This is a genomic window from Paenibacillus favisporus, from assembly GCF_040545415.1.
Taxonomy (GTDB): Bacteria; Bacillota; Bacilli; order Paenibacillales; family Paenibacillaceae; genus Paenibacillus_AQ; species Paenibacillus_AQ favisporus.
The window spans coordinates 1,118,075-1,138,049 of record NZ_JBEPLV010000001.1; the positions used below are offsets into that span (position 1 = coordinate 1,118,075).

General features: G+C 51.0%; 20 protein-coding genes. 13 read left to right on the top strand and 7 right to left on the bottom strand.

All coding sequences use genetic code 11. From position 1 onward, the window contains the following. Positions 1-21: 21 nt before the first annotated feature. Positions 22-1,092, bottom strand: a complete 1,071-nt coding sequence (locus tag ABID47_RS05260; protein ID WP_354495153.1) for an Mrp/NBP35 family ATP-binding protein — start codon at positions 1,090-1,092, stop codon at positions 22-24. Between the two features lie 453 nt (positions 1,093-1,545). On the opposite strand from ABID47_RS05260, the gene ABID47_RS05265 reads away from it, so the two are divergent. The 5 genes from ABID47_RS05265 to mnmH all read left to right on the top strand — a co-directional run bounded on the left by ABID47_RS05265 (position 1,546) and on the right by mnmH (position 6,067). Then, positions 1,546-1,911 (top strand): globin domain-containing protein, encoded by a 366-nt coding sequence (locus ABID47_RS05265; RefSeq protein WP_234489955.1) that lies wholly within the window; start codon positions 1,546-1,548, stop codon positions 1,909-1,911. Between the two features lie 31 nt (positions 1,912-1,942). After that, positions 1,943-2,485 carry an NADPH-dependent FMN reductase gene (locus ABID47_RS05270; protein WP_089547757.1) on the top strand — a complete coding sequence of 181 codons (543 nt, stop codon included), beginning with the start codon at positions 1,943-1,945 and terminating at the stop codon, positions 2,483-2,485. 179 nt (positions 2,486-2,664) lie between these two features. Then, positions 2,665-3,687, top strand: a complete 1,023-nt coding sequence (locus tag ABID47_RS05275) for a M15 family metallopeptidase (RefSeq protein ID WP_354495154.1) — start codon at positions 2,665-2,667, stop codon at positions 3,685-3,687. Between the two features lie 224 nt (positions 3,688-3,911). Beyond that, positions 3,912-4,961, top strand: coding sequence for a selenide, water dikinase SelD (selD, locus tag ABID47_RS05280; RefSeq protein WP_435530598.1), 1,050 nt, complete (start codon positions 3,912-3,914; stop codon positions 4,959-4,961). A gap of 11 nt (positions 4,962-4,972) precedes the next feature. Next, positions 4,973-6,067 carry a tRNA 2-selenouridine(34) synthase MnmH gene (mnmH, locus tag ABID47_RS05285; RefSeq protein ID WP_354495156.1) on the top strand — a complete coding sequence of 365 codons (1,095 nt, stop codon included), beginning with the start codon at positions 4,973-4,975 and terminating at the stop codon, positions 6,065-6,067. A 223-nt stretch (positions 6,068-6,290) separates the two neighbouring features. Here the strand turns inward: mnmH and ABID47_RS05290 are convergent, their stop codons facing one another. Together ABID47_RS05290 and ABID47_RS05295 are read right to left on the bottom strand one after the other, a co-directional pair. Beyond that, a complete protein-coding gene (locus tag ABID47_RS05290) occupies positions 6,291-7,472 on the bottom strand; it encodes an MGDG synthase family glycosyltransferase (RefSeq protein ID WP_354495157.1) in 1,182 nt (393 codons plus the stop codon). 367 nt (positions 7,473-7,839) lie between these two features. Continuing rightward, positions 7,840-8,388: a TetR/AcrR family transcriptional regulator gene (locus tag ABID47_RS05295; protein ID WP_354495158.1), complete on the bottom strand. Its 549-nt coding sequence runs from the start codon at positions 8,386-8,388 to the stop codon at positions 7,840-7,842. 145 nt (positions 8,389-8,533) lie between these two features. On the opposite strand from ABID47_RS05295, the gene ABID47_RS05300 reads away from it, so the two are divergent. After that, the gene (locus ABID47_RS05300; RefSeq protein ID WP_076164369.1) at positions 8,534-9,298 is read left to right on the top strand and encodes an SDR family oxidoreductase; all 765 of its coding nucleotides are present in this window, start codon (positions 8,534-8,536) and stop codon (positions 9,296-9,298) included. Positions 9,299-9,331: 33 nt separating this feature from the next. Here ABID47_RS05300 and ABID47_RS05305 read toward each other — a convergent pair whose 3' ends face one another. Beyond that, on the bottom strand, positions 9,332-9,532 hold the full coding sequence (locus tag ABID47_RS05305; RefSeq protein ID WP_354495159.1) for a hypothetical protein: 201 nt from the start codon (positions 9,530-9,532) through the stop codon (positions 9,332-9,334). A 228-nt stretch (positions 9,533-9,760) separates the two neighbouring features. On the opposite strand from ABID47_RS05305, the gene ABID47_RS05310 reads away from it, so the two are divergent. After that, a complete protein-coding gene (locus tag ABID47_RS05310) occupies positions 9,761-12,163 on the top strand; it encodes a YcdB/YcdC domain-containing protein (protein ID WP_354495160.1) in 2,403 nt (800 codons plus the stop codon). A 94-nt stretch (positions 12,164-12,257) separates the two neighbouring features. Here ABID47_RS05310 and ABID47_RS05315 read toward each other — a convergent pair whose 3' ends face one another. Next, a complete protein-coding gene (locus ABID47_RS05315) occupies positions 12,258-12,827 on the bottom strand; it encodes an LOG family protein (RefSeq protein WP_089547749.1) in 570 nt (189 codons plus the stop codon). 234 nt (positions 12,828-13,061) lie between these two features. On the opposite strand from ABID47_RS05315, the gene ABID47_RS05320 reads away from it, so the two are divergent. From ABID47_RS05320 to ABID47_RS05330, 3 genes are all read left to right on the top strand, one after another. After that, the gene (locus tag ABID47_RS05320) at positions 13,062-13,442 is read left to right on the top strand and encodes a potassium channel family protein (RefSeq protein ID WP_116230033.1); all 381 of its coding nucleotides are present in this window, start codon (positions 13,062-13,064) and stop codon (positions 13,440-13,442) included. A 147-nt stretch (positions 13,443-13,589) separates the two neighbouring features. Beyond that, on the top strand, positions 13,590-14,984 hold the full coding sequence (locus tag ABID47_RS05325) for a protoporphyrinogen oxidase (RefSeq protein ID WP_354495161.1): 1,395 nt from the start codon (positions 13,590-13,592) through the stop codon (positions 14,982-14,984). Between the two features lie 191 nt (positions 14,985-15,175). After that, a complete protein-coding gene (locus tag ABID47_RS05330; protein ID WP_354495162.1) occupies positions 15,176-15,718 on the top strand; it encodes an HXXEE domain-containing protein in 543 nt (180 codons plus the stop codon). A gap of 104 nt (positions 15,719-15,822) precedes the next feature. On the opposite strand, the gene ABID47_RS05335 is transcribed toward ABID47_RS05330, so the two are convergent. Together ABID47_RS05335 and ABID47_RS05340 are read right to left on the bottom strand one after the other, a co-directional pair. Next, complete coding sequence (locus ABID47_RS05335; RefSeq protein WP_354495163.1) at positions 15,823-16,848, bottom strand: hypothetical protein; 1,026 nt, start codon at positions 16,846-16,848, stop codon at positions 15,823-15,825. A 121-nt stretch (positions 16,849-16,969) separates the two neighbouring features. Continuing rightward, positions 16,970-17,845: a TetR/AcrR family transcriptional regulator gene (locus tag ABID47_RS05340; RefSeq protein ID WP_354495164.1), complete on the bottom strand. Its 876-nt coding sequence runs from the start codon at positions 17,843-17,845 to the stop codon at positions 16,970-16,972. Positions 17,846-18,077: 232 nt separating this feature from the next. On the opposite strand from ABID47_RS05340, the gene ABID47_RS05345 reads away from it, so the two are divergent. From ABID47_RS05345 to ABID47_RS05355, 3 genes are all read left to right on the top strand, one after another. Further along, entirely contained in the window at positions 18,078-18,608 is a 531-nt protein-coding gene (locus ABID47_RS05345; RefSeq protein ID WP_354495728.1) for a sigma-70 family RNA polymerase sigma factor, read from the top strand. Between the two features lie 101 nt (positions 18,609-18,709). Further along, a complete protein-coding gene (locus tag ABID47_RS05350; RefSeq protein WP_354495165.1) occupies positions 18,710-19,141 on the top strand; it encodes an NUDIX domain-containing protein in 432 nt (143 codons plus the stop codon). Positions 19,142-19,328: 187 nt separating this feature from the next. Then, positions 19,329-19,958 (top strand): hypothetical protein, encoded by a 630-nt coding sequence (locus ABID47_RS05355; RefSeq protein ID WP_354495166.1) that lies wholly within the window; start codon positions 19,329-19,331, stop codon positions 19,956-19,958. Positions 19,959-19,975 lie beyond the last annotated feature (17 nt).

Genomic DNA, 19,975 nt, shown 5'->3' on the forward strand with positions numbered 1-19,975 from the left:
TGTTTCACCCTTTCAAATTAATTAAATATCATGGTTAATAATTCTCTGAGCCAAATTCATAAAAATACGCCATTGCTCGCTGTCATCCCCAAATACGGCCGGGGATTTCTCCGGGTCCGCCGGCTGGCCGGGCGCAGAAAGCGGGATCTCAGCCAGCAGCTTGGTGTTGAGCTGCTCCGCGAGAGCAGCTCCGCCGCCTGTGCCGAACAGATCATGCCTCTGACCGGAGGGGTCGGTAAAATAAGACATGTTCTCGATGACTCCGAGGATCGGATGGTTGGTCTGAATCGCCATCTCACCGGCCCTGGCAGCAACATGATTGGCAGTAGGGTGGGGCGTGGTCACCAAAATTTCCGAGCACTGCGGAATTTTATTGTGAACATCCAAGGCAATATCACCTGTACCCGGAGGAAGGTCCAACACGATGAAATCGAGCGGACCCCATTCCACTTCATTCAGGAACGTGCCGAGCATCTTGCCCAGCATCGGGCCGCGCCAGACGACGGGCTTGTTGCCTTGTACGAAAAATCCGGTTGAAATAACCTTGATTCCGTGCCGTTCTACCGGTACGATTCGGTTATTATGCTTCTTCGGGAGATCATGAATTCCCATCATTTCCGGAATACTATAACCATAGACATCCGCGTCGATGATTCCTACGCGTTTACCCTGCTTGGCCAGTGCCGTAGCCAGGTTGACGGTTACCGTAGATTTGCCGACACCGCCTTTGCCGCTGGCGATCGCGATGAACGTCACGCCAGAATCGGCGGCGACGAGCGGGGAATTCATCAGCGTTGGTGCACGGCGTACCGATTTATTCAGCTTAATTGCTATAATATCATTTTTTTCTTCATTTGAAATGGCTTTAAACCGGATATGCACGTCCGCGATGCCGATTCCCTTCAAGGCGCTGACAATCTGTTCCCCGATGCTCTCTTTGCTTGCGGACATGTCGGGATCCAGAAGCACCGATAGAGCCGCATGGTCCTTATTGATTGTAATATCCCGAATCAAGCCGAGCTCAGCAAGGGGGCGCTTATGCTCATGGTCTTTCAAATGGGTCAGGGCAGCGACCAGGTCTTCTTTGGTCATGGTTGATCACCTTCATTCTCTATCTATGATAGATTGAACTGGTGCATGAAACGTCGTTTCTTCAGTCCATTCTATCCCTATTACAGTATGGCTCAAAACAGCAGTACAGACCTCCTGTAGATAAAACCGGCGATTTCTAGCCCTTTTACGGATCAGTTCCCGTCGTGTTTTCCCATTACAGAACAGGTATGTACTATTATCAGAGTAATTGTAGTTCACACGGGTAATATAGTCAACATATATGTATATAAAGTAAAGAATATTTACGGAACAAGTATTGACAAAGAGAACGCTCAATTATAATAATTAGTATACGTTTATGTTTACTAATTAGGGGCTCACACCCGTGAAGGGAGGTTCAATTCCCCATTGGACTCGAATATGAATCAGGATCCCGGACAACGGGCGGATCAGGGGAATCGGGAAGCGCGCCCGACGTCTTTTTATGAGCAAATGGGCGGCGCAGACACGATGAAGGCGCTGGTGGAAGCCTTTTATCCCAAAGTGGTGGAGCACCCGCTGCTTGCTCCGCTGTTTCCGGAGAATATATTGCCTGTCATGAAGAAGCAGGAAATGTTTTTGACCCAGTATTTCGGAGGACCTCAATTATACACGATGCAGATGGGCCATCCCCGCATGCGGGCTAGGCATCTTCCGTTTGCCATCACGCCAAAGCGCGCGGAAGCCTGGATCGGCTGCATGCAGCAGGCCATGGAAGAGGTTATTGAGGATGAAATGCTGCGCCAGCAAATGATGGAGCGGCTTGCGATGACTGCATTCTTTTTCGTCAATACGGATGAAGGCGAAGTCGAATATTAAGGAAACTACAAACAGAAAAGGAGTTAACATCATGAAGCTGGTTGGAATATCTGGCGCGATCATCGGCAGCAAGACGGCTCTTGTGGTGAACAAAGTGCTGGAAGAGGTCAAGAAGCAGTATCCCGATGTGGAGACGGAGCTGCTCGATATGAAAGATTACGATGTGCAGTTCTGTGACGGACGCGATCCATCGGCATATACAGGCGACACGAAAAAAGTGATCGATGCGGTCATTTCCAGCGATTTTTGCTTGATCGGCACACCGATCTATCAGGCGTCGATGTCCGGCGTGCTGAAAAACCTGTTCGACCTGATTCCGGTCACGGCGCTGCAGCAAAAGGTCGTAGGATTCGTCGCCACAGGCGGAACGTACCAGCATTATCTGGTGATTGAGAACCAGCTGAAGCCGATCGCGGGATTTTTCCGTTCTTATGTGGCGCCAGGCTATGTCTACGTCCATGATGATCATTTTAACGAATATAAAGAGATTACGGATCCGAACGTGTTGGAGCGGATTGAGCGGCTGGCCCACGAGCTTGTCTTTATGCAAAAACGGCTGAAAGGTTCCGAATAATACCTTTCACCAAAGAAGCGTACATATTTTAGCGTTGGATGAGTCCTGATCGAAAAGATCGGGGCTTTTTTTGTCGTATCTTCCTCCAATATGTCGTATAATAGATCCGGGTATGATAGATTTATAGATTGATAGAAAGCCGTGGTCTTGAATCACGCGGTATTATTTGAGGTGAACACATGCGAAAATGGGCAACATTGATCGTCGCGGTTATCATTGTCGGCGGCGCGCTGATCTATTTTGCGAACAGCAGAGGAACGGCCAAGGATGAGGCGACCGTACAGAATCCTCCGGCTCTCGCCCAGGGCGGCGGAGACCAAAGCGATAATGGCGGTACAGTAGATCCTGAAGGCACCAGCGGAGACGGAGATACTGCATCGGATAACGGCAGCACATCGGATACGGAAGGCACGAGCGGTACCGGCAGCGATGCCACGGGAGGCGCCGGTGACGGCACGACCGGCCAGAATGCCGGACAAACGGATGATGGCAAGGATTCCGCTGCAACCGGCGGCAATTCAGGCCAGGATGCAGGGAATGGATCGGACGAACCAGCTGGCGGAACATCGGACAACAGTGAATTTGTCAATACGTACGACGTTGAGCATGTCGTATCCAATCCGACAAGCGATACGGTACTGGTCAATAAAACGTATCGTTTGCCGGAAGGTTACGTTCCACCGGACCTCGTCTATCCTGACGTAGCATTCACGTTTTCGGAAAAAATAGACAAGCGTAAAATGCGCAAAGTGGCCGCATACGCTCTGAAAGAGCTGTTTGACGCGGCCAAGCAGGACGGCGTTTACTTGGCCGGCGTATCGGGATACCGCTCCGAGTCCCGCCAGACGACATTATATAACAACTATGTGGATCGGGACGGCGTCAAAGCAGCCGATACCTACAGCGCGCGACCAGGCCACAGCGAGCATCAAACCGGTCTGAGCATTGACGTGTCAGGAACCGACGGCAAATGCGCCGCGGAGAGCTGCTTTGCAGGCACGAAGGAAGCGAAATGGCTGGCTGACCATGCTTACGAATATGGCTTTATCATCCGTTATCCGGAAGGAAAAGAATCGATTACCGGCTACAAATACGAGCCGTGGCATATTCGCTACGTCGGCAAAGACATTGCCGAAGACGTGACGAAGAAGGATATCACGCTCGAGCAGTATTTTGGAAGCGCGGTTCCGGTATCCAAATAAAGCAGGCTGCAATAAACAGCAGAAAGTTATGAAGGAAGCCCAGTTTATGCTTCTGATCATGACATTCTGCTGTTCTTTGTTGGGTTTGTCCAAATGGAAGCTGTATCGCACCAGGGCAAGGCTTATTTGCGTTTTTTTTCAGCGATGTGTACGATGGAATTTGCGGGTTTAACAAAATATCAGGCTGATGCCAATGATGAATATAGAAGGGTTGTGTCATGATTATGGATTCCGATTTGAATATTAAATTAACATCTTATTCCAGCAAGGGCGGATGCGGCTGCAAAATCGGCCCTGCCGATCTGAGCCAGGTGCTTCGCGGCTTGCCGCCGGCAGTGCATGATCCGAATCTGCTGGTTGGGCTCGATACGAGCGATGACGCCGGCGTATACAAGCTGAATGACGATTTGGCGCTTGTACAGACGCTTGATTTCTTCACGCCGATCGTGGACGATCCGTATTCTTTTGGTCAAATCGCCGCGGCGAATGCGTTAAGCGATATTTATGCGATGGGCGGAAAACCGCTGACGGTGCTCAATATCGTCGCCTTCCCGATATCCACGCTGGATAAACGCGTGCTGACCGAAATTCTCCGCGGAGCGGGGGATAAAGTCAAGGAAGCGGGCGCCACGCTCGTTGGCGGACATTCGATTGACGACAAAGAGCCGAAATTCGGTTTATCGGTCACCGGACTGGTGCATCCTGATAAAGTAAGAAGCAACGCGGGAGCTCGGCCCGGAGACAAGCTCATCCTGACCAAGCCGATCGGCGTGGGCATCATGACTACTTCGATCAAGAAAGATCAGCTCACCCCGGAAGAAATCCGGCGGGTGACGGAAGTCATGTCGACGCTGAACAAGAAAGCGGCAGAAATTATGGACGGCTATGATGTCCATGCCTGCACCGATGTCACCGGGTTTGGCTTAATGGGCCACTCGCTTGAGATGGCCAAAGGCAGCGGGGTGGAAATCCGGATTCGCAAGCAGGATGTTCCCGTCCTGCCGCGGGTTCGTGAGCTTGCGGAGCAGGGACTGGTTCCAGGCGGATCAAAAAATAACTATGCGCATGTGCAGGACCATGTGATTTTCCCGGAAGAGATGGACGAGACGGACCGGTACATTTTGTGCGACGCGGTTACCTCCGGCGGCTTGCTCATTTCTGTAGGGCCGGATGAAGCGGAGCGTCTGCTTCAGGAGCTGGTGGATGCCGGCGTGGAAGCGAAACTTATAGGTGAGGTTACCGCACAACATAGCGGGCAAATTGTGATTGAGTAAGGAGCTGTATCATGTTTCAGGATATACAGATCGAGAAGCTTAATGAACTGAGAGCAAAAAATGAAATCACCGTCATCGATGTCCGGTCCCCGTCCGAGTATGCGGAATCGACGATTCCGGGAAGCATCAACATCCCTTTCTTCAATGATGAAGAGCGGGCGGAGATCGGCACGCTGTACAAGCAGGTGAGCACCCAGGCTGCGAAGGAGCGGGGCCTCGAGATTGTGTCCGCGAAGCTGCCTTCCTTCGTAAAGCAATTTGCTGAAATTCAAGGGAATAAGGCGGTATTCTGTTGGCGCGGCGGCATGCGGAGCCGTACGACGGCGACAGTGCTGTCCCTGATGGGCATTCATGTGCACCGGCTTGAGGGCGGCTACCGGACTTACCGGAAATGGGTGGTCGACACGCTTCAGAGCATGGATTTTGCTCCGGACGTGTACGTGATCCATGGCAACACCGGAACGGGGAAAACCTTGATTCTCCGGGAACTGCAGGAGAAGGGCTACCCGGTCGTTGATCTTGAAGGGATGGCGGGGCACCGCGGTTCCATTTTCGGCGAGATTGGCCTGAAGAGCAGCAACCAAAAGACCTTCGATGCCCTGCTGGTGGAGTCCCTGATCCGATATCAGGATTCTCCGTACATTCTGCTTGAGGCGGAGAGCAAGCGGATCGGAAAGGTGGTCCTGCCTGAATTTCTGGTCCAGAAGAAAGAGATGGGGCGGCATATCGTGCTCGAAGCTCCGGTGGAGCTGCGGGTGAAACACATTTTGGACGATTACCGCCCGTGGGAGTATCCTGCGGAAAGCCTGCTTGCTTTCTCAAAGATCAAGTCGCGGATCCATACGCCGATCGCCCAGGAAATCGAATTCAGCATGCAGCAAGGAAATTATGGAGCAGCCGTGAGACTGCTGCTGGAATACTATTACGATCCGAGATATGCGCATACCACCGAGGCTTACGGGGAAGCTTTCCATCAGGAACCGGTACTTGCCATCGGGTCGGTTGAGCAGGCGGTACAGCTGGTCGAGGAACGGATTCAGAGAGACCAGGAGCATGTCCAGGCAGCGGCGGAAGATGTACAAGTGAAAAAGCATCAATCCGTATAAAATTTAGGAATGGGAAGGGCCAGGGGACTGGTTCACCCGTACAATGCAAAAAGAAGGAATGCGCTGATGAGCGCATTCCTTCTTTGTTTAAGAGATCAGAAAGTATAAGTTTCGGAGCTTCTGCTTCCTGATCTCGCAAGAAAAACTTCAGCTAAACGCGGTCTGTCTTCATTGAAGGTACGTCGATAGATGTTTTTCTCATGATCGTAAGCACGGATCAGCGTTACATGCTGGCCCAGAGACTGCGCCGCAGCTCCGCCGGTCTTGAACCGGCCGTGCGTGCGTTCAGCAGTTCTACGAGCTCCTCCGCGCACCGCTCCGGCCGGTAAACCTCGCGTGGAACGGAATGGTACGGGCTCATGCGGAAGCCGTGAGGTGCTGTAGCCGTACCGCCGGTGCTGATGGCATGCAGCCACCGGTCCAGGACAAGCGGGCTCAGGACTTCCCCATAGCCGCCGCTGACAAAATATTCGCAGTTTTTCTCCTCTTGGCCCGGAATGGACTCACAGAACAGCATGGGCAGCCCTTTGGCCATCGCTTCGGTGCAGGTCATCCCGCCCGGCTTTGTAATGAGCAGGTCGGAGGCATCCATCCATTTGCTGACTTCCTTCGTCTGCCCGATCACAACGATATTTGGATGCGAGAATGCAGGCGAGCTCTTTAATTTGGTTAGCAGCTTCTGGTTATTCCCGACACAGAACACGAGCTGTACGCGGTCCTTCCACTGGGCGAGCTGGTAGAACAGCTCCTTGTTTGCGACCAATCCCCAGCCGCCGCCCATAATGAAGACCGTCGGCATGTTTTTCAGCTTCAGCTTCCGCCTTACCGCCGCTTTATCTTCCTTCGTCCAAAACGTCGGATGGACCGGGATGCCGGTTACGTTCACGCTGTTTGGATGAACCCCGCGTTTCAACAAAATCCGGCGGACGGATTCCGTCGATACGAGGAACTGGTCCACCTGACGGTTCATCCAGGAGCCGTGTGCGTCGTAATCGGTAATGACCGTGCAGAGCGGAACGTCCAGTCCGGAAGCCTTCAGCCGTCCGATGATTGCGCTGGGGATCGGATGGGTGCAGACGATGAGGTCGGGTCTCAGCTGACGGATCACATCAGCCGTATGATTGTAGAACAATTTATGGAGCGCCAAAGCGGTCAGACGCTTCAGCGGTTTGTCATGCTGTTTTCGATAAAGCATGCCGACAAGGGCCGGATTGGTGCTTACCGTGAGACGGTAGGCCGACAAGATCCATGGAGCTACGGTAGGATTCAGAAAAGAGCCAAGCTCGATCACCTTGGTATGCACATTGGGTTGAATTTCCTTCATGCCAGCAGCCAGCGCATAACCCGCCTGGGTATGACCGCTGCCGAATCCCTCGGATAATATGAGTACACGCTTCTTTTGCACGATTGTTCACCTTCTACCTAGATTAATTTCGGGCTTCGCTAGAGAGCGGCCCTCGTTTCTATAAAAAAGTTTGCTTATGTTATAAGTGGGTAAGCTTATGTAATGAACCTGCTATAGTAACAGTGTATGCTTTCATGCGTTCAAACAAAACGGCCCGTGGACCAGTCTCAAACTGGACTTAAGTCGGGGGGCGCTGCTCACGATCCACTTAGCTACCTTTGACCAGTGACATCATATTCATTAGACGCTTGAGAGTCACGGCAGCCCTGCAAATGGAATATAGAAACTGGATTCATAGGTTCGTGATCAAGTTCGGCTAGCATGCGTTGAGAAGGGTGCAGAAGGGGAAAAAGGTCGGTCCTGCGGGTTACGCCTCCGGCCGATTCAGCGGATACAGCGCGGCACGCGTAAGCCATAGGGCCATCTCCTCAGCCGTCTCTTGCATTTGATGGTTCAGCCAATAGTAGATGAGCCCCATCATCCCGCCGGAGGAGAAGGAAGCCTGGAGCGCGTCTGTGGTGAAAGCGAGCAGTTCGCTCTTGATCACCTGGTCCAGCTGGACAGGGAAATTCTTGACATTCATCATGATGGTGTAGAATGCCGCATGCTGACGGATATGCTCAAACAAGGCCACGGCTGAAGAAATCGGTTTACCGGATTCCTCATAATCCTTCCTGGCCGACTCATGGGTATAGGAAGGATTGCGCATCGCGCTGCGAAGCGCCGTAAGAACGCCGGATGCGGTTTGGTTCAGCAGGTCATCCTTGTCGTAATAATGAAGATAGAAGGTCGAACGGTTCACGCCCGCTTTTTCCACAATGTTGCGGATGGTGATCGAAGCGTAGTCCTTTTCTGCCATAAGGCTGATTAAAGCCTCGGATAGATAGTGCTGGGTGTAGGTGACTCGTTTGTTCATATGTCTAATATCCTCCAGATGTTATTGAAAACGCTGTAAAATAGACATTTTCGGCCAGATTGACGTTTGATCGCCAAATTGGACGGGCGCTATAATGATTATAGACAATGTGTTGTCTAATTCAAAGGCTGGAGGTAGGTTGGTCATGAAGCTACAAGACAAAGTAACGGTTATTACAGGTGCCGGATCAGGAATGGGAAAGGAAATGGCTCTTTTATTCGCTAAGGAAGGCGCCAAACTGGTTCTCGCTGATATCTCCCAGGCCTCTCTTGACCAAGTCGTTGCGGAAATTCAGCAGCAGGGCGGTACCGCAGTTGGGGTCATCGCGAATGTTGCCAAGGAAGAAGATGTGCAGAACATGATCGATACCGCAGTGAATCAGTACGGATCGCTGGACGTGCTGGTCAACAATGCGGGAATTATGGATAAAATGGTGGCAGCGGCCGAAGTGACCGACGAACTGTGGGAGCGTGTCTTCGCCGTCAATACGACAGGCCCGATGCGGGCGATCCGCAAAGCGCTTCCAATTATGGTCAAGCAGGGAAAAGGCGTCATCGTCAATACGGCATCCGTCGGCGGTTTGTTTGGCTCCCGGGCAGGGGCAGCTTATACGGCGTCCAAGCATGCCGTGATTGGTTTGACCAAAAATGTCGGCTACCAGTACGCGAAGCTCGGCATTCGCTGCAACGCGATCGCCCCGGGCGGTGTGGAGACCAACATTATGTCCGATACGCCTAGTATGGATATGAACGCGCTTGGCGTGCAGCAAGCGATGGCCGGCATGGGCGTGAATCCAAGAACCGGCAAGCCGGATGAAATCGCGAAGGTCGCTTTGTTCCTCGCCTCGGACGATTCCAGCTTTGTAAACGGTACGGTCATTACAGCGGACGCCGGCTGGACGGCTTATTAATCCCGCTTCATCCCGAATGGTTCGATCCATCCGCTAAATGTATACTTTCTGATTTCCCATTAAAAAAGCGCCGTCGTTCGTGCCTTTTCGGCACCACGATCGGCGCTGTTCTGCTTTCTTATTGCTGACTACCTGTGTCATCGGTTTGCGGCTCCAGGATTTACGCCCCCCGAGAACCGGATCGCTGGAAACCTTTTGCGGCTTCCCGGAATCGATCATCTTCAGTCTTTTCATCTGTAGATTCCTCCATCGTTATCATGTTCGCCCGGGAACCGGTGTCTAACTTCACGGCAAATCAAAGCTTCCGGGGTTCAACTGATTATAGCATAAACGGTCTTTCTGTTTAGCACAAGATGCTGTGGCACAAAAATTTTCCTGGAAAATCCAAATTGGAGGCCAATTCTCTAACGTCCCATGTTATAATCAAAATGGTTTATATTGGTATAACAGGGAGGAAGAAGGATGGACGAACAACAACATGCCGCGGGCATGCCAAAAAATCAGGCAAAGGAGAGGAGCTTAAGAAACACATCTGTAGCCAAAAAAGTGCTTGCAGGCACACTTGGACTCAGTCTGCTGCAGGTGCCCTTGTTGGCATCAGCAGACACAGTCAGCGGGACTTCCGTTGTGAAGGATTCCGTAGTTTCAGCGTCCCAGGACAGCGGCTCCACAGCCTCGAAGGGACTCAATCCGGCTGACGCCAAAATTACGAAAGCCCAAGCGGAATCGCGTATCAGGTCTTTGTTTCCTGAATTGAAGGATGCAAAGCTGAACGGAGTAACCTATGGTGAGCAGAACGTGTACCCATCCAACACGAAGAAGGTATGGGAGCAGAATTGGACGATTCAACAGGGGAACCACTCGATGGGCTTCAGTACCGAAGTGGATGCGATTACAGGAGATATTCTCAGTTATAGTTATCCATATATGTACCCGTTAGACGATTCCAACACAGCCTATTACCCGCCGGCGGTTTCCGAGCAGGAAGCTCAGAAAATCGCCGAGGCGTTTATACCCAAAGCGGCTCCTTCTATTAAAGCAGGTACGATGAAACCGTCAAACCAGAACCTCTATTCATCCAACAAGGCGTTGTTCGGACCGGTTCAGTATTCATTTTCTTACACGATTGACGTCAATGGGATTCCTGCCGACAATGAGTCAGTGAGCCTGGACGTGGACGGCAACGGAAATATCGTCCGCTTTAACCGCAATACTAACCAGGGGGATTATCCTGCGGCGAAAGCCACCATCAGCAAGGAAGATGCGGAGAAGAGGCTTGAGCAGGGCTTGTCCGTAACGCTGGCATACATACCGTCCACCTCGCTGTACGATACGTCCGCCAACCGGGAATGGAAGATCGGCTATGTTCCAGACCGTACATTGGAGCCGATGGATGCCAATTCAGGGAAGCGGATCGATACTATTTTTGGCAAGGATTTGGAAGGCCCAAGCCAAGCGGTTAGCTATACTGCATTAAAGGCTTCCGGTAAATTGTTCACCCCGAACAAAGGCGGGCAGCTGACTTCGGACGAAGTGCTGCAGCGGCTTCAAGGCATTGCCCCGGGCCCGGATTACCAGATCCAATCCAATCTCGGCAATTATTGGGGCGGCACCGGTAAGCAAGCTTGGAGCTTGAACTGGAACAAAAGAACTGCCGGGATATACCGGGATGACAGCAAGTACGCGTATGTGGACGCCGACACAGGGCAGCTGCTGAGCTACCATCAGTTCCAGTATCCGGATGCCGAACCGGCCAAAGCTACCGCTCCGTCCGTGACAGAAGCCCAGGCACAAGCGAAAGCCATTGAGCTGGTGCTGGCCCATTATCCGAATGCCGCCGAAGTTTTGAAGCTGTCAGATGCCAAAACATTGAATCCGGCATCGGGCACGGTATATCAATTCGTGTTCCAGCGTTTCTACAAGGACTTGCCTGTTAACGGAATGACTGTGAGCGTCTCCATTGACGGCAGCGGCAAGCTGCTAAGCTACAATGCGGATACCTACCTGTCGGATAAGGATATCAAAGCGTTAGATACCCTGACAGCAAAAGTTGATGCGAAAGACGCACAGCAGCGTCTGCTGGACGATCTCAGCGTGGAGCTTCGGTACATCAGCAGCGGCGGTTACACAGTGGATAACACGTACGTGGAACCGGCTGTTCGATTGGCGTATGTTCCAACGCTGAACGGAGACCGGAACGTAGGATATATCGATGGGGTTACAGGGAAAACCGAAGCATTAAGTCTGCTGCCTGTTTCGAACAAGGACAAGAGCGCTGCGCTTCCGAGCGATGCGGCAACCCACGCCTCAAGCAAGGATTTGGCGACGCTGCTCGAATACCGCGTGTTGTCGCCTGGTGAAGATGGCTTGCTCCATCCCGATGCGGAGCTGACTTTGGGGGACTGGATCCAAATGATGGCAAAAGGGGTTTACCCGGATCAAGGCTATTATGGGGGCCAGTATCAACCAGTCTTCACCGACGTTCCAGCCGACAGTCCGATCGCGGGAGCGGTACAGCTGTTCATGGATAAAGGCTGGCTGAAAGACGTGAAATCCTCGGAGCTGCATCCGGAGCAGAAGCTGACCCGTGAAGCGGTGGCCACCAGCCTGACCACGGCTCTGCATTACAACCGCCTGTCCAAGTTCTTCCAGCAGGATGCACAGGCGTTGTCCCTCTCCGACGCGAATGCGATCCAGGACAAAGGCGCTGTTGCGCTTATGCTGAAGCTCGGACTGATGGACGCCGCGGGGGGCAAATTCGACCCGGCAAAGCCGGTCACCAAGGCTGAAGCGGCGACGATTATGGTCCGCTTGGCACATCTCCAAAGCAAAGTGGATACCCCGCTTAACCAAAGACGATACTAGTCATTTTACGTGATCGAGCCTGGGGTCCATTACCCGGGTTGCCACTTGAACAACAGCCGCAGTCTCCGGACTGCGGCTGTCTGTATGTTAAGGCTTATTTAACGTAACTTTTAACGGCAGGGGCTTCATATTTACTCATCATGTCCAGCAATACAGACACATTTGGCTCAATGATAGCCATGGATTGGTACTGCGGCTGCATGAACTGTTCCCGTACCATATGCTCAAACAGGGAGATCATCGGATCGTAATAACGATTCACGTTCAACATGCCAATGGGCTTGCGGTGAATGCCGATCTGGGCCCATGTGAACGCCTCGAAAAACTCCTCCATCGTGCCCGGTCCTCCCGGAAGCACGAGGAATGCGTCGGCGAGCTCCGCCATTTTAAACTTCCGGTCATGCATCGTACCGACCACATGAAGCTCGGTCAACCCTTGATGCGAAATTTCCCGGTCTACCAGCACCTGTGGAATGACGCCGATGGTCTGCCCGCCTTCAGCAATGACCGTATCGGCCAGTACGCCCATGATCCCTACGCTGGATCCCCCATAAACCAGGGTTAACCCGCGGCGTACCATTTCTTTGCCCAGCTCGACTGCCGCTTCCCGATACGCCGGTGACGCACCGTAACTTGATCCGCAATACACAGCTAAATGTTTCATAACATAACTCCCTTCCTTCGAGCCTTCTCTGTTTAGGTCTATTTCATTATAAATGATTTTCCGGACCCATGGTCGTGAAAATCTCCTGCGTTAGGTTAAGCCAAAGTAAAAAACGCTACTCCAAAGTTCGTGCTCAAGTCACGGTTTATTGGATGGAAAAAGGGGAATATTAAGGGAGAATCACCACTCGAACGCGGACTCATTTACCAATATCTATGACAAGGCGGAACAACCATGATATCCTTTGTCTTGACCTTGAAACGGCTGCTGACCGGACTGTTTCATGCGTTTAAACTGAAAAATTTCCAGGTTTTCTTTGTCTTAATTGTTCTGCTGCTTGTTTCTGGCACGATTTTTTATACTACGGAAGAAAACTTAGCTGTCATAGACGCGCTGTATTTCTGTATCACGACGCTGAGTACGGTAGGTCATCCGGACTTCATGCCCAAGACGGGACTCGGCAAAATTTTTACGATGATTTATATCGTTGTGGGCACCGGCCTCTTTATGGGGATGCTCAGTTATGTCGCTTACGGGGTCGTTCAGAGCAATCAAAAGGACGGCGATATTGATACGGAACGTGACCGTTTTAAGAAGAAGGCTAAGCATAAATAATATGAAGCAGGCGAACATCTCCGCGGGATTCCGCGGTTTTTTTGTACGATTAACGTCACGAATGAGGAAGTCCGGGTACGAAGCACTATGTTATAATTTACGGGAAGGTTGAACATGCAGTCATCTTGGAAGCAGGAGTGAAGCGTCTTGAAAACAGTCGTCATTATCGGCGGGGGGATTACGGGGTTGTCGGCCGCGTATTATTTGCGCCGGACCTTAAATCAATACAGCGGGCAGACGGAGCCGGCGAACATCATTCTCGTTGAAGCGGAACAGACGCTGGGCGGAAAAATGCGGACCGTATACGACGGCGGTTTTACGATGGAATCCGGCGCCGATTCGATCGTGACCCGGAAAACGAATGTGGCTCCGCTGATTCAGGAACTGAACCTGGCGGATCAGGTCGTCTATAATGCGACGGGTATTTCCTACATCTATACGGACGGCAGGCTGAAGCAGATACCGAAGGATGCCGTCTTTGGGATTCCGACCAGTATTGAATCGCTTGCCACAACTGAGCTGGTATCCGCGGAGGGCAAGGTGGAAGCCCTGAAAGACCTGTATACCCCCAACGAGCATTTCACAAAAAATGATTCGGTCGGTGCGTTTCTGGAAGCCTTTCTTGGAAAGGAGTTCGTGGAGAAGCAGATCGCGCCCGTCTTGTCAGGCGTTTATTCAGGCAAACTGAGCGATTTGACGATCGCATCAACGCTGCCTTACTTGATCGATTATAAAAACGAATACGGAAGCCTGATCAAAGGGCTGTCCGAAAATCGCGCAAAATTTCAAAGCGGCGGGCAAAAAAAGTTCATGTCCTTCCAAAACGGTGTTTCAGCGTTGATTGATGCCTTAGAGCAGCAGCTGACCGGAACGGAGATCGTGAAGGGGGTACGGGCCGAATCTGTGGCCAAGGATGGAAGCCGTTATGCGGTGACGCTGGCAGACGGCCGCGTGATTGATGCTGACTATGTGGTGCTCGGCACGATGCACTATGCGGCACAGCAGCTGCTTGCGGATCCGGTATTGGACCAGGAATTCAACCAGCTGAAGAACAGCTCCATGATCAGCGTTTACGTCGGTTTCGATCTTCCGGATGCCGAGCTGCCCGCAGACGGCACGGGCTTTATTACGGCCGATGGCAGCGACATTACGTGCAATGCCTGCACATGGACAAGCCGGAAGTGGGAGCATACCTCCCGTGAACGTAAGCTGCTCGTCAGACTCTTTTACAAAAGCAGCAATCCACGCTACGATGAGCTAGTTCAGTTAAGCGAGAGAGAGCTGCTGAACGTTGCGCTGGAAGATATCCGTAAGAGCCTGGGGATTACCGGCGAGCCGGTCACCCACGAGGTCACGAAGTGGCATAACGTGATGCCAAATTATCATATCAAGCACCACAGCATCGTCAAGGAGCTTGAACAGAAAATGGCCGAGCGGTTCCCGAACATCTATCTGGCCGGATGTTCCTATTATGGCGTCGGCATTCCGGATTGTATTGCTAACGGCGAGCAAACGGCATATAAAATCGCTGCACAACTGTAGGCTTAAAAACGATCAAACAGCAAATACAAGCGAATAGAGCGAGTATGCGCGAACAGCCGCCCGAAAGGGCGGCTGTTTAGCATTGCCCTTCACATCGGAGGCTTGGAAGACGATGCGATGCTTGAGCATTTTCCCGCCTAGCCCGATAATATATTTAGCGAGATTTTGGCAGAAACGGGGGAGAAGCTTGCATGTTAGAAGCTATCAACGAAGCAGTGAGCATCAATTCGCTCATTTGGTTGTTTCTTGCTGCATTTATGATTCACGATTTTGAAGAAATCATTACGGTGGAAGGCTGGATGAGGCGAAATTATGATCAGCTCAGCCGGATCGTCCCTAAGGGAGCGGGGCGGATTCTCAAAGATTTTTCTAATATCACCGGTTCCCAGTTTGCCGTACCCGTATTTTTCGAGTTTATCTTATTCATCCCTTTTACATACTTGGCCGCCGAGCATCGTTGGATGCTTCTGTTTACAGGCTTTAATACGATTATGCTTATCCATGTATTTACGCATGTGGGGCAGAGTATATACCTTCGGAGATATACGCCTGGCGTGGTGACCGCGGTGCTGGTTACACTTCCGTATTCAATGTACTTATTTTACCGCCTGCTGGATGCAGGCTTGGTATATGGCTCAGACCTCGTCTGGAGCATCCCCGTTGGTGCTGCTACCGTGCTGCCTGTCGTGTGGATCGGTCATCAGTGTGCGCGGCGGATTGCGCCGAACAGGTAAGGGGGATGGACGTCCCTGTTAGGATATTTTGACCTGAGCATGTTCCGTTCGGGCTCTTCCGTTCTCTGGCAGCAAAAAAGGAGCCCTAAGGCTCCTGCCGGAGATCAGTTTCTAATGCCGTTCACCGGTGTCATCTGGAGGAAATAAAACTTTCCTTTTTTATTAATCTTACCGGTAATGGTGGCTGCGCCTTTCTTTGTAAAAATGTATTCGTTCTTCTTGATCTGCACCGAGTAGCCTTTCATTTGAATTCCGAACACAGCTTTGGCTTTGGGCTTGATCGCGGAAAGGGCCTGGTTTTTGCTGAGAACGGGCTTGGCAAAGGATTTGGCGAAGTCTTGGTCGCTCGTCCAATCCTGGCCGAGTAAATTTTGGACCTCCCAGACCTTACCGGTTTTTGCCCCGATGACGACGTGATTGTTATCCTCATCGTCCCGGAAGTTCCAGACAAATTTCTTGTCCCCAGTTTTTTCGCGCAGCACATATTCGAACGGTTTGGTGAGGCTGATGCCCAGCGTCTTCAGGGACTGATTCGCTTTATTGGCAAGCTGTGCTTTGACGGAGGCTAATGAATAAGTCATGCTGGCCGATATTTGGTTCCCTTGATCCAGATCGATGTACAGGCTCTGGTTGTTCCCCCAGAGAACCCAATAATTTCGGGGAGCATTATCCTGGTAAGGGGAGTAAACACGCCAGATGGCTTCTGTTTTGAACTTGTGATCCGTGTCATAGGTTTTCAAGAAGGCAGCCGTTTTATTGGCCAGGGCTGCACCGATAACCGCATTGGTATTCGAAGATTTATAGATGATGCTGGTCGATTCCACCCGTTTCTTTGCCGGATTATACTGCTGGTTAAACTCGGCATCGATTTGACCGCTGAGTCTTCCGTAAATAAACAGGGGCTGGCCGTTTGCATCCTTATCCACGCTCGTAAATTCGATCTTGGTGCTGCCTGAGAGTTTGTTCAGAACTTTTGTCAATTGAGCTTCAACTGCAGGATCCAAGCTTACGGAAGATGCTTCGATTTGCGCTTCAGCAGGCATGGATTGGGGTGCCGCATAGATCGGGGCAGCAGACAGCAGCAGCGAAAGGGCGGCGGCCGATAAGGTGATAGAACTCCATTTTTTCATTTGTTGTTTCCCTCCTGTGTCTTGGTTCCAAATGGTTTAGGTATTCATGCACTAGACGTCGTTAAATATGAAAATGTTTCAAGATATGGATTTTTTTATATAGATTTATTGAATTTATAGCTTAAATCAAGGGGAGAAGCTGCTTCGCATAAAAGGAAAGTTCGCTTTCCGATTCTAAATCGCGAAGGAGTGCAAGCTGCAGAAAACGTCTCGGCTGGTCCTTCGCGGATTCTTCCCGAAGCATGGCGGCGACCTCCGCCAGTTCATTCTTTCTCTGGTTCGGTACAGCGATATCCGGAATGATCGACGCTATTTTTTGGATCAGCGCATCTTTTCTCCCTTCGCGGGATGCAAACAGGCCCTTGAGATCGATTTGAGAATATTCCGCCATGAGCTCGTCGGTAAGCAGGGAGGGAGCCGGCCCTTTTGCCAACCCCTCCATTAGATCGTCCATCCGCTCAGCGATGAACACAGCTAATCTTTTTTTGTCGATAGGCAAATAACCGAACAACAGGTGAAAGGTATACTCTCGAATTAGACCGCTGAGCATTGCAGTGGCATCCCACTTCCACTCCTCGATGCCAGGCCCGTACCGGCGGAGCAGAATATCTTGATAGTACAGGAACATGCTCCTTCTCATTCCGTTCAGAACGTTTTCGATTTTATCGTTATTGACCGGAGGCAGCTCGTTATGGTCACGCGAAATATAGTACCCGTGCTCCACATAAAAATCGAACTGATAGGCAAGCTCCTCCAGATAGGTTTCTTTCGTCGGCAGCTGCATTTTCCGGATTCGATCGACAGCATCGATCATGTCCTGCCGGCGCTTCTCCAATATGCTGATGTACAGTTCCTCTTTCGAACTGAAATGCTTGTACAGCGAGCCTTTGGCGATGCTGCAATCGTCGGCGATATACTGTATGGAAGTCGCCTGGTAACCTTTTTCTGCAAAAAGCCGGATTGCCGACTCCAAAATTTTCTCCTTCAGCACACTCATTCGTGCCGCCTCCTTCGTTGGCGCTCAATCACTACTCATGTCTAGCTCAGATACGTTTCCGAACGCGATGTGCGGTTACGGGAATGACCATAAGGTTCTTGTAAAAACTAATGGGTCACATTACAATTATCTTATCGGCCTACAACATTTGTGTCAAATCCAAATCACGCTTTATGCGGCCGGTCCATCTCAATGATGGTGCTTGAAAAGGAGAGAAAACAACTTGCTGGATATGGTAGTGGAAGTCAAAAAAGCTCAAGAGGGCGATCTCGATACTTTTGTCATGCTTATACGCCAACTGGAATCACGGCTGTACGGCTTGGCCAAGTCTATTGTGAAGCGTGACGAGGATTGTGCGGATGCAATCCAGGAAACGCTGCTTAATGCGTATAAGTCGTTAAATACGTTGAAGAAGCCCGAATTTTTCAATACTTGGATCATCCGGATTTTGATCAACGAATGCAATCAAGTGCTGCGGCTTCGAAGACGAACCATCGTCATGGGTGAGCTTCCCGAAACGAACTACCCTCTCGCTGCTCATGGTGCAGATCATCAAACGAGCGACCTGCAGGAGGCTGTTGACCGGTTAAACGATACGCTAAGACTGGTTGTGCATTTGTTTTATTATCAGGACCTGTCGGTCAAGCAAATCGCGGAAATCCTTGATATTTCGGAAGGCGCCGTCAGGGCAAGGCTGCATCGGGCAAGGGGCGTACTTGCGGATTGGATGAACTCAATGCGAATGAACTTTGCGGGGATTTGAAAAACGATAATAATCACTCATAAACGGTAAGAATAGATACTTATACAGAAGCATCGTATGGATAAAATAAATGATCCATGCCAGGAAAGGAACATGCCGATATGCCTGCAACATCCGTCGGAGTCATCATCACGAACCGTACCGTATTCCTCGCCTGCCATTCCACGGGCAATACGTTTTACGATCTGCCAAAAGGTATGCCAGAGGAGGGAGAGACACCGGAGCAGACCGCATGCCGGGAAGTCCGGGAAGAAAGCGGCCTTAACATTCTACCGGATCAAATCAAGGATTTAGGCGTGTTCCCGTATAACCGAGCCAAAAACCTTCATCTTTTCTTATGGGAGACGGAATCTCTCCCCCTGATAGAGGAAATGGCCTGTACCTCTACGTTTATTGACCGATACAGCGGTCAGGCGAAGCCGGAGGTAGACGGATATGAATACATCGGTTTCGATCAAGCCGTTAACATGATGACCGCGAATATGGCACGCGTAATCCGTGATGCGGAACGGCGTATCCGGGAAATGACCTGAGTTTAATCCAGACAACGTAGCCGCCTTTAGCAGGCGGCTTTTTTGCTGCGTGTTCACGTCCTCTGCGAAGCTTTCTGGAGTAATGGTAACACCCAGTTCTATCAAGTTATTGACAATTGTCAGGCTGGGTTTACTATAAACATGGAAGGAAAAAATTAGGTATTTCATATACCGGCAGGGGGTCTGGATGAAATTGTTAACGGTTACTTATCAAGAAATTGAACCTAAGCTGCAAACGGGGGATATTCTGCTGGCACACGGCGTCGCCAAAGGCAGTCAGCGGATCGAAGAGCTGGAGCATTGTCCATGGTCGCACGTGGCGATGGTGGTCCGGGCGCCGGACGGTGAAGCGCTGCTGTGGGAATCCACGTCACTGGATAATCTGGAGGATACTTGGCTGCATGTCAAGAAATCCGGTCCTCAGCTCGTTAAGCTTCGTGACCGCCTGTCTACGGACGTCGGGAACCATTATGACTCGATCTTCGCAATCCGTCAGCTTCAAGCTGATCGTACACCGGAGATGCAGGCTATGCTCGATCGCTTCATTGAAGAAGTGCATGGTGCAGTTTTTCCCGACAAGAAAAGAATGTATTGGGAAATTATAGAGGGAAAGTTCGGGATAACATCTTCATTCCGCGACTTTTTTTGCAGCAAATTGTTAGCTGAAACGTATATCCGGCTCAAACTGCTGTCCTCCGCCAAAGCGCCTAACAGTTACGAACCTAGAGATTTCACATCGAAGCATCGTTTGTCATTGCTTGGAAACGCCAGACTCGGCGACGAAATTTACTTGGACGCCTCTTCGTTTCGTGCATGAGTTGGCGTCGCCGCATC

Coding starts and splice junctions, on each gene's coding strand:
- ABID47_RS05320 (WP_116230033.1), top strand. CDS start 13,062: ATGATATCCTTTGTCTTGACCTTGAAACGGCTGCTGACCGGACTGTTT.
- ABID47_RS05330 (WP_354495162.1), top strand. CDS start 15,176: ATGTTAGAAGCTATCAACGAAGCAGTGAGCATCAATTCGCTCATTTGG.
- ABID47_RS05350 (WP_354495165.1), top strand. CDS start 18,710: ATGCCTGCAACATCCGTCGGAGTCATCATCACGAACCGTACCGTATTC.
- ABID47_RS05310 (WP_354495160.1), top strand. CDS start 9,761: ATGGACGAACAACAACATGCCGCGGGCATGCCAAAAAATCAGGCAAAG.
- ABID47_RS05335 (WP_354495163.1), bottom strand. CDS start 16,848: ATGAAAAAATGGAGTTCTATCACCTTATCGGCCGCCGCCCTTTCGCTG.
- ABID47_RS05265 (WP_234489955.1), top strand. CDS start 1,546: ATGGGCGGCGCAGACACGATGAAGGCGCTGGTGGAAGCCTTTTATCCC.
- ABID47_RS05315 (WP_089547749.1), bottom strand. CDS start 12,827: ATGAAACATTTAGCTGTGTATTGCGGATCAAGTTACGGTGCGTCACCG.
- ABID47_RS05340 (WP_354495164.1), bottom strand. CDS start 17,845: ATGAGTGTGCTGAAGGAGAAAATTTTGGAGTCGGCAATCCGGCTTTTT.
- ABID47_RS05260 (WP_354495153.1), bottom strand. CDS start 1,092: ATGACCAAAGAAGACCTGGTCGCTGCCCTGACCCATTTGAAAGACCAT.
- ABID47_RS05355 (WP_354495166.1), top strand. CDS start 19,329: ATGAAATTGTTAACGGTTACTTATCAAGAAATTGAACCTAAGCTGCAA.
- ABID47_RS05300 (WP_076164369.1), top strand. CDS start 8,534: ATGAAGCTACAAGACAAAGTAACGGTTATTACAGGTGCCGGATCAGGA.
- mnmH (WP_354495156.1), top strand. CDS start 4,973: ATGTTTCAGGATATACAGATCGAGAAGCTTAATGAACTGAGAGCAAAA.
- ABID47_RS05345 (WP_354495728.1), top strand. CDS start 18,078: ATGGTAGTGGAAGTCAAAAAAGCTCAAGAGGGCGATCTCGATACTTTT.
- ABID47_RS05275 (WP_354495154.1), top strand. CDS start 2,665: ATGCGAAAATGGGCAACATTGATCGTCGCGGTTATCATTGTCGGCGGC.
- ABID47_RS05270 (WP_089547757.1), top strand. CDS start 1,943: ATGAAGCTGGTTGGAATATCTGGCGCGATCATCGGCAGCAAGACGGCT.
- ABID47_RS05295 (WP_354495158.1), bottom strand. CDS start 8,388: ATGAACAAACGAGTCACCTACACCCAGCACTATCTATCCGAGGCTTTA.
- ABID47_RS05305 (WP_354495159.1), bottom strand. CDS start 9,532: ATGAAAAGACTGAAGATGATCGATTCCGGGAAGCCGCAAAAGGTTTCC.
- selD (WP_435530598.1), top strand. CDS start 3,912: ATGGATTCCGATTTGAATATTAAATTAACATCTTATTCCAGCAAGGGC.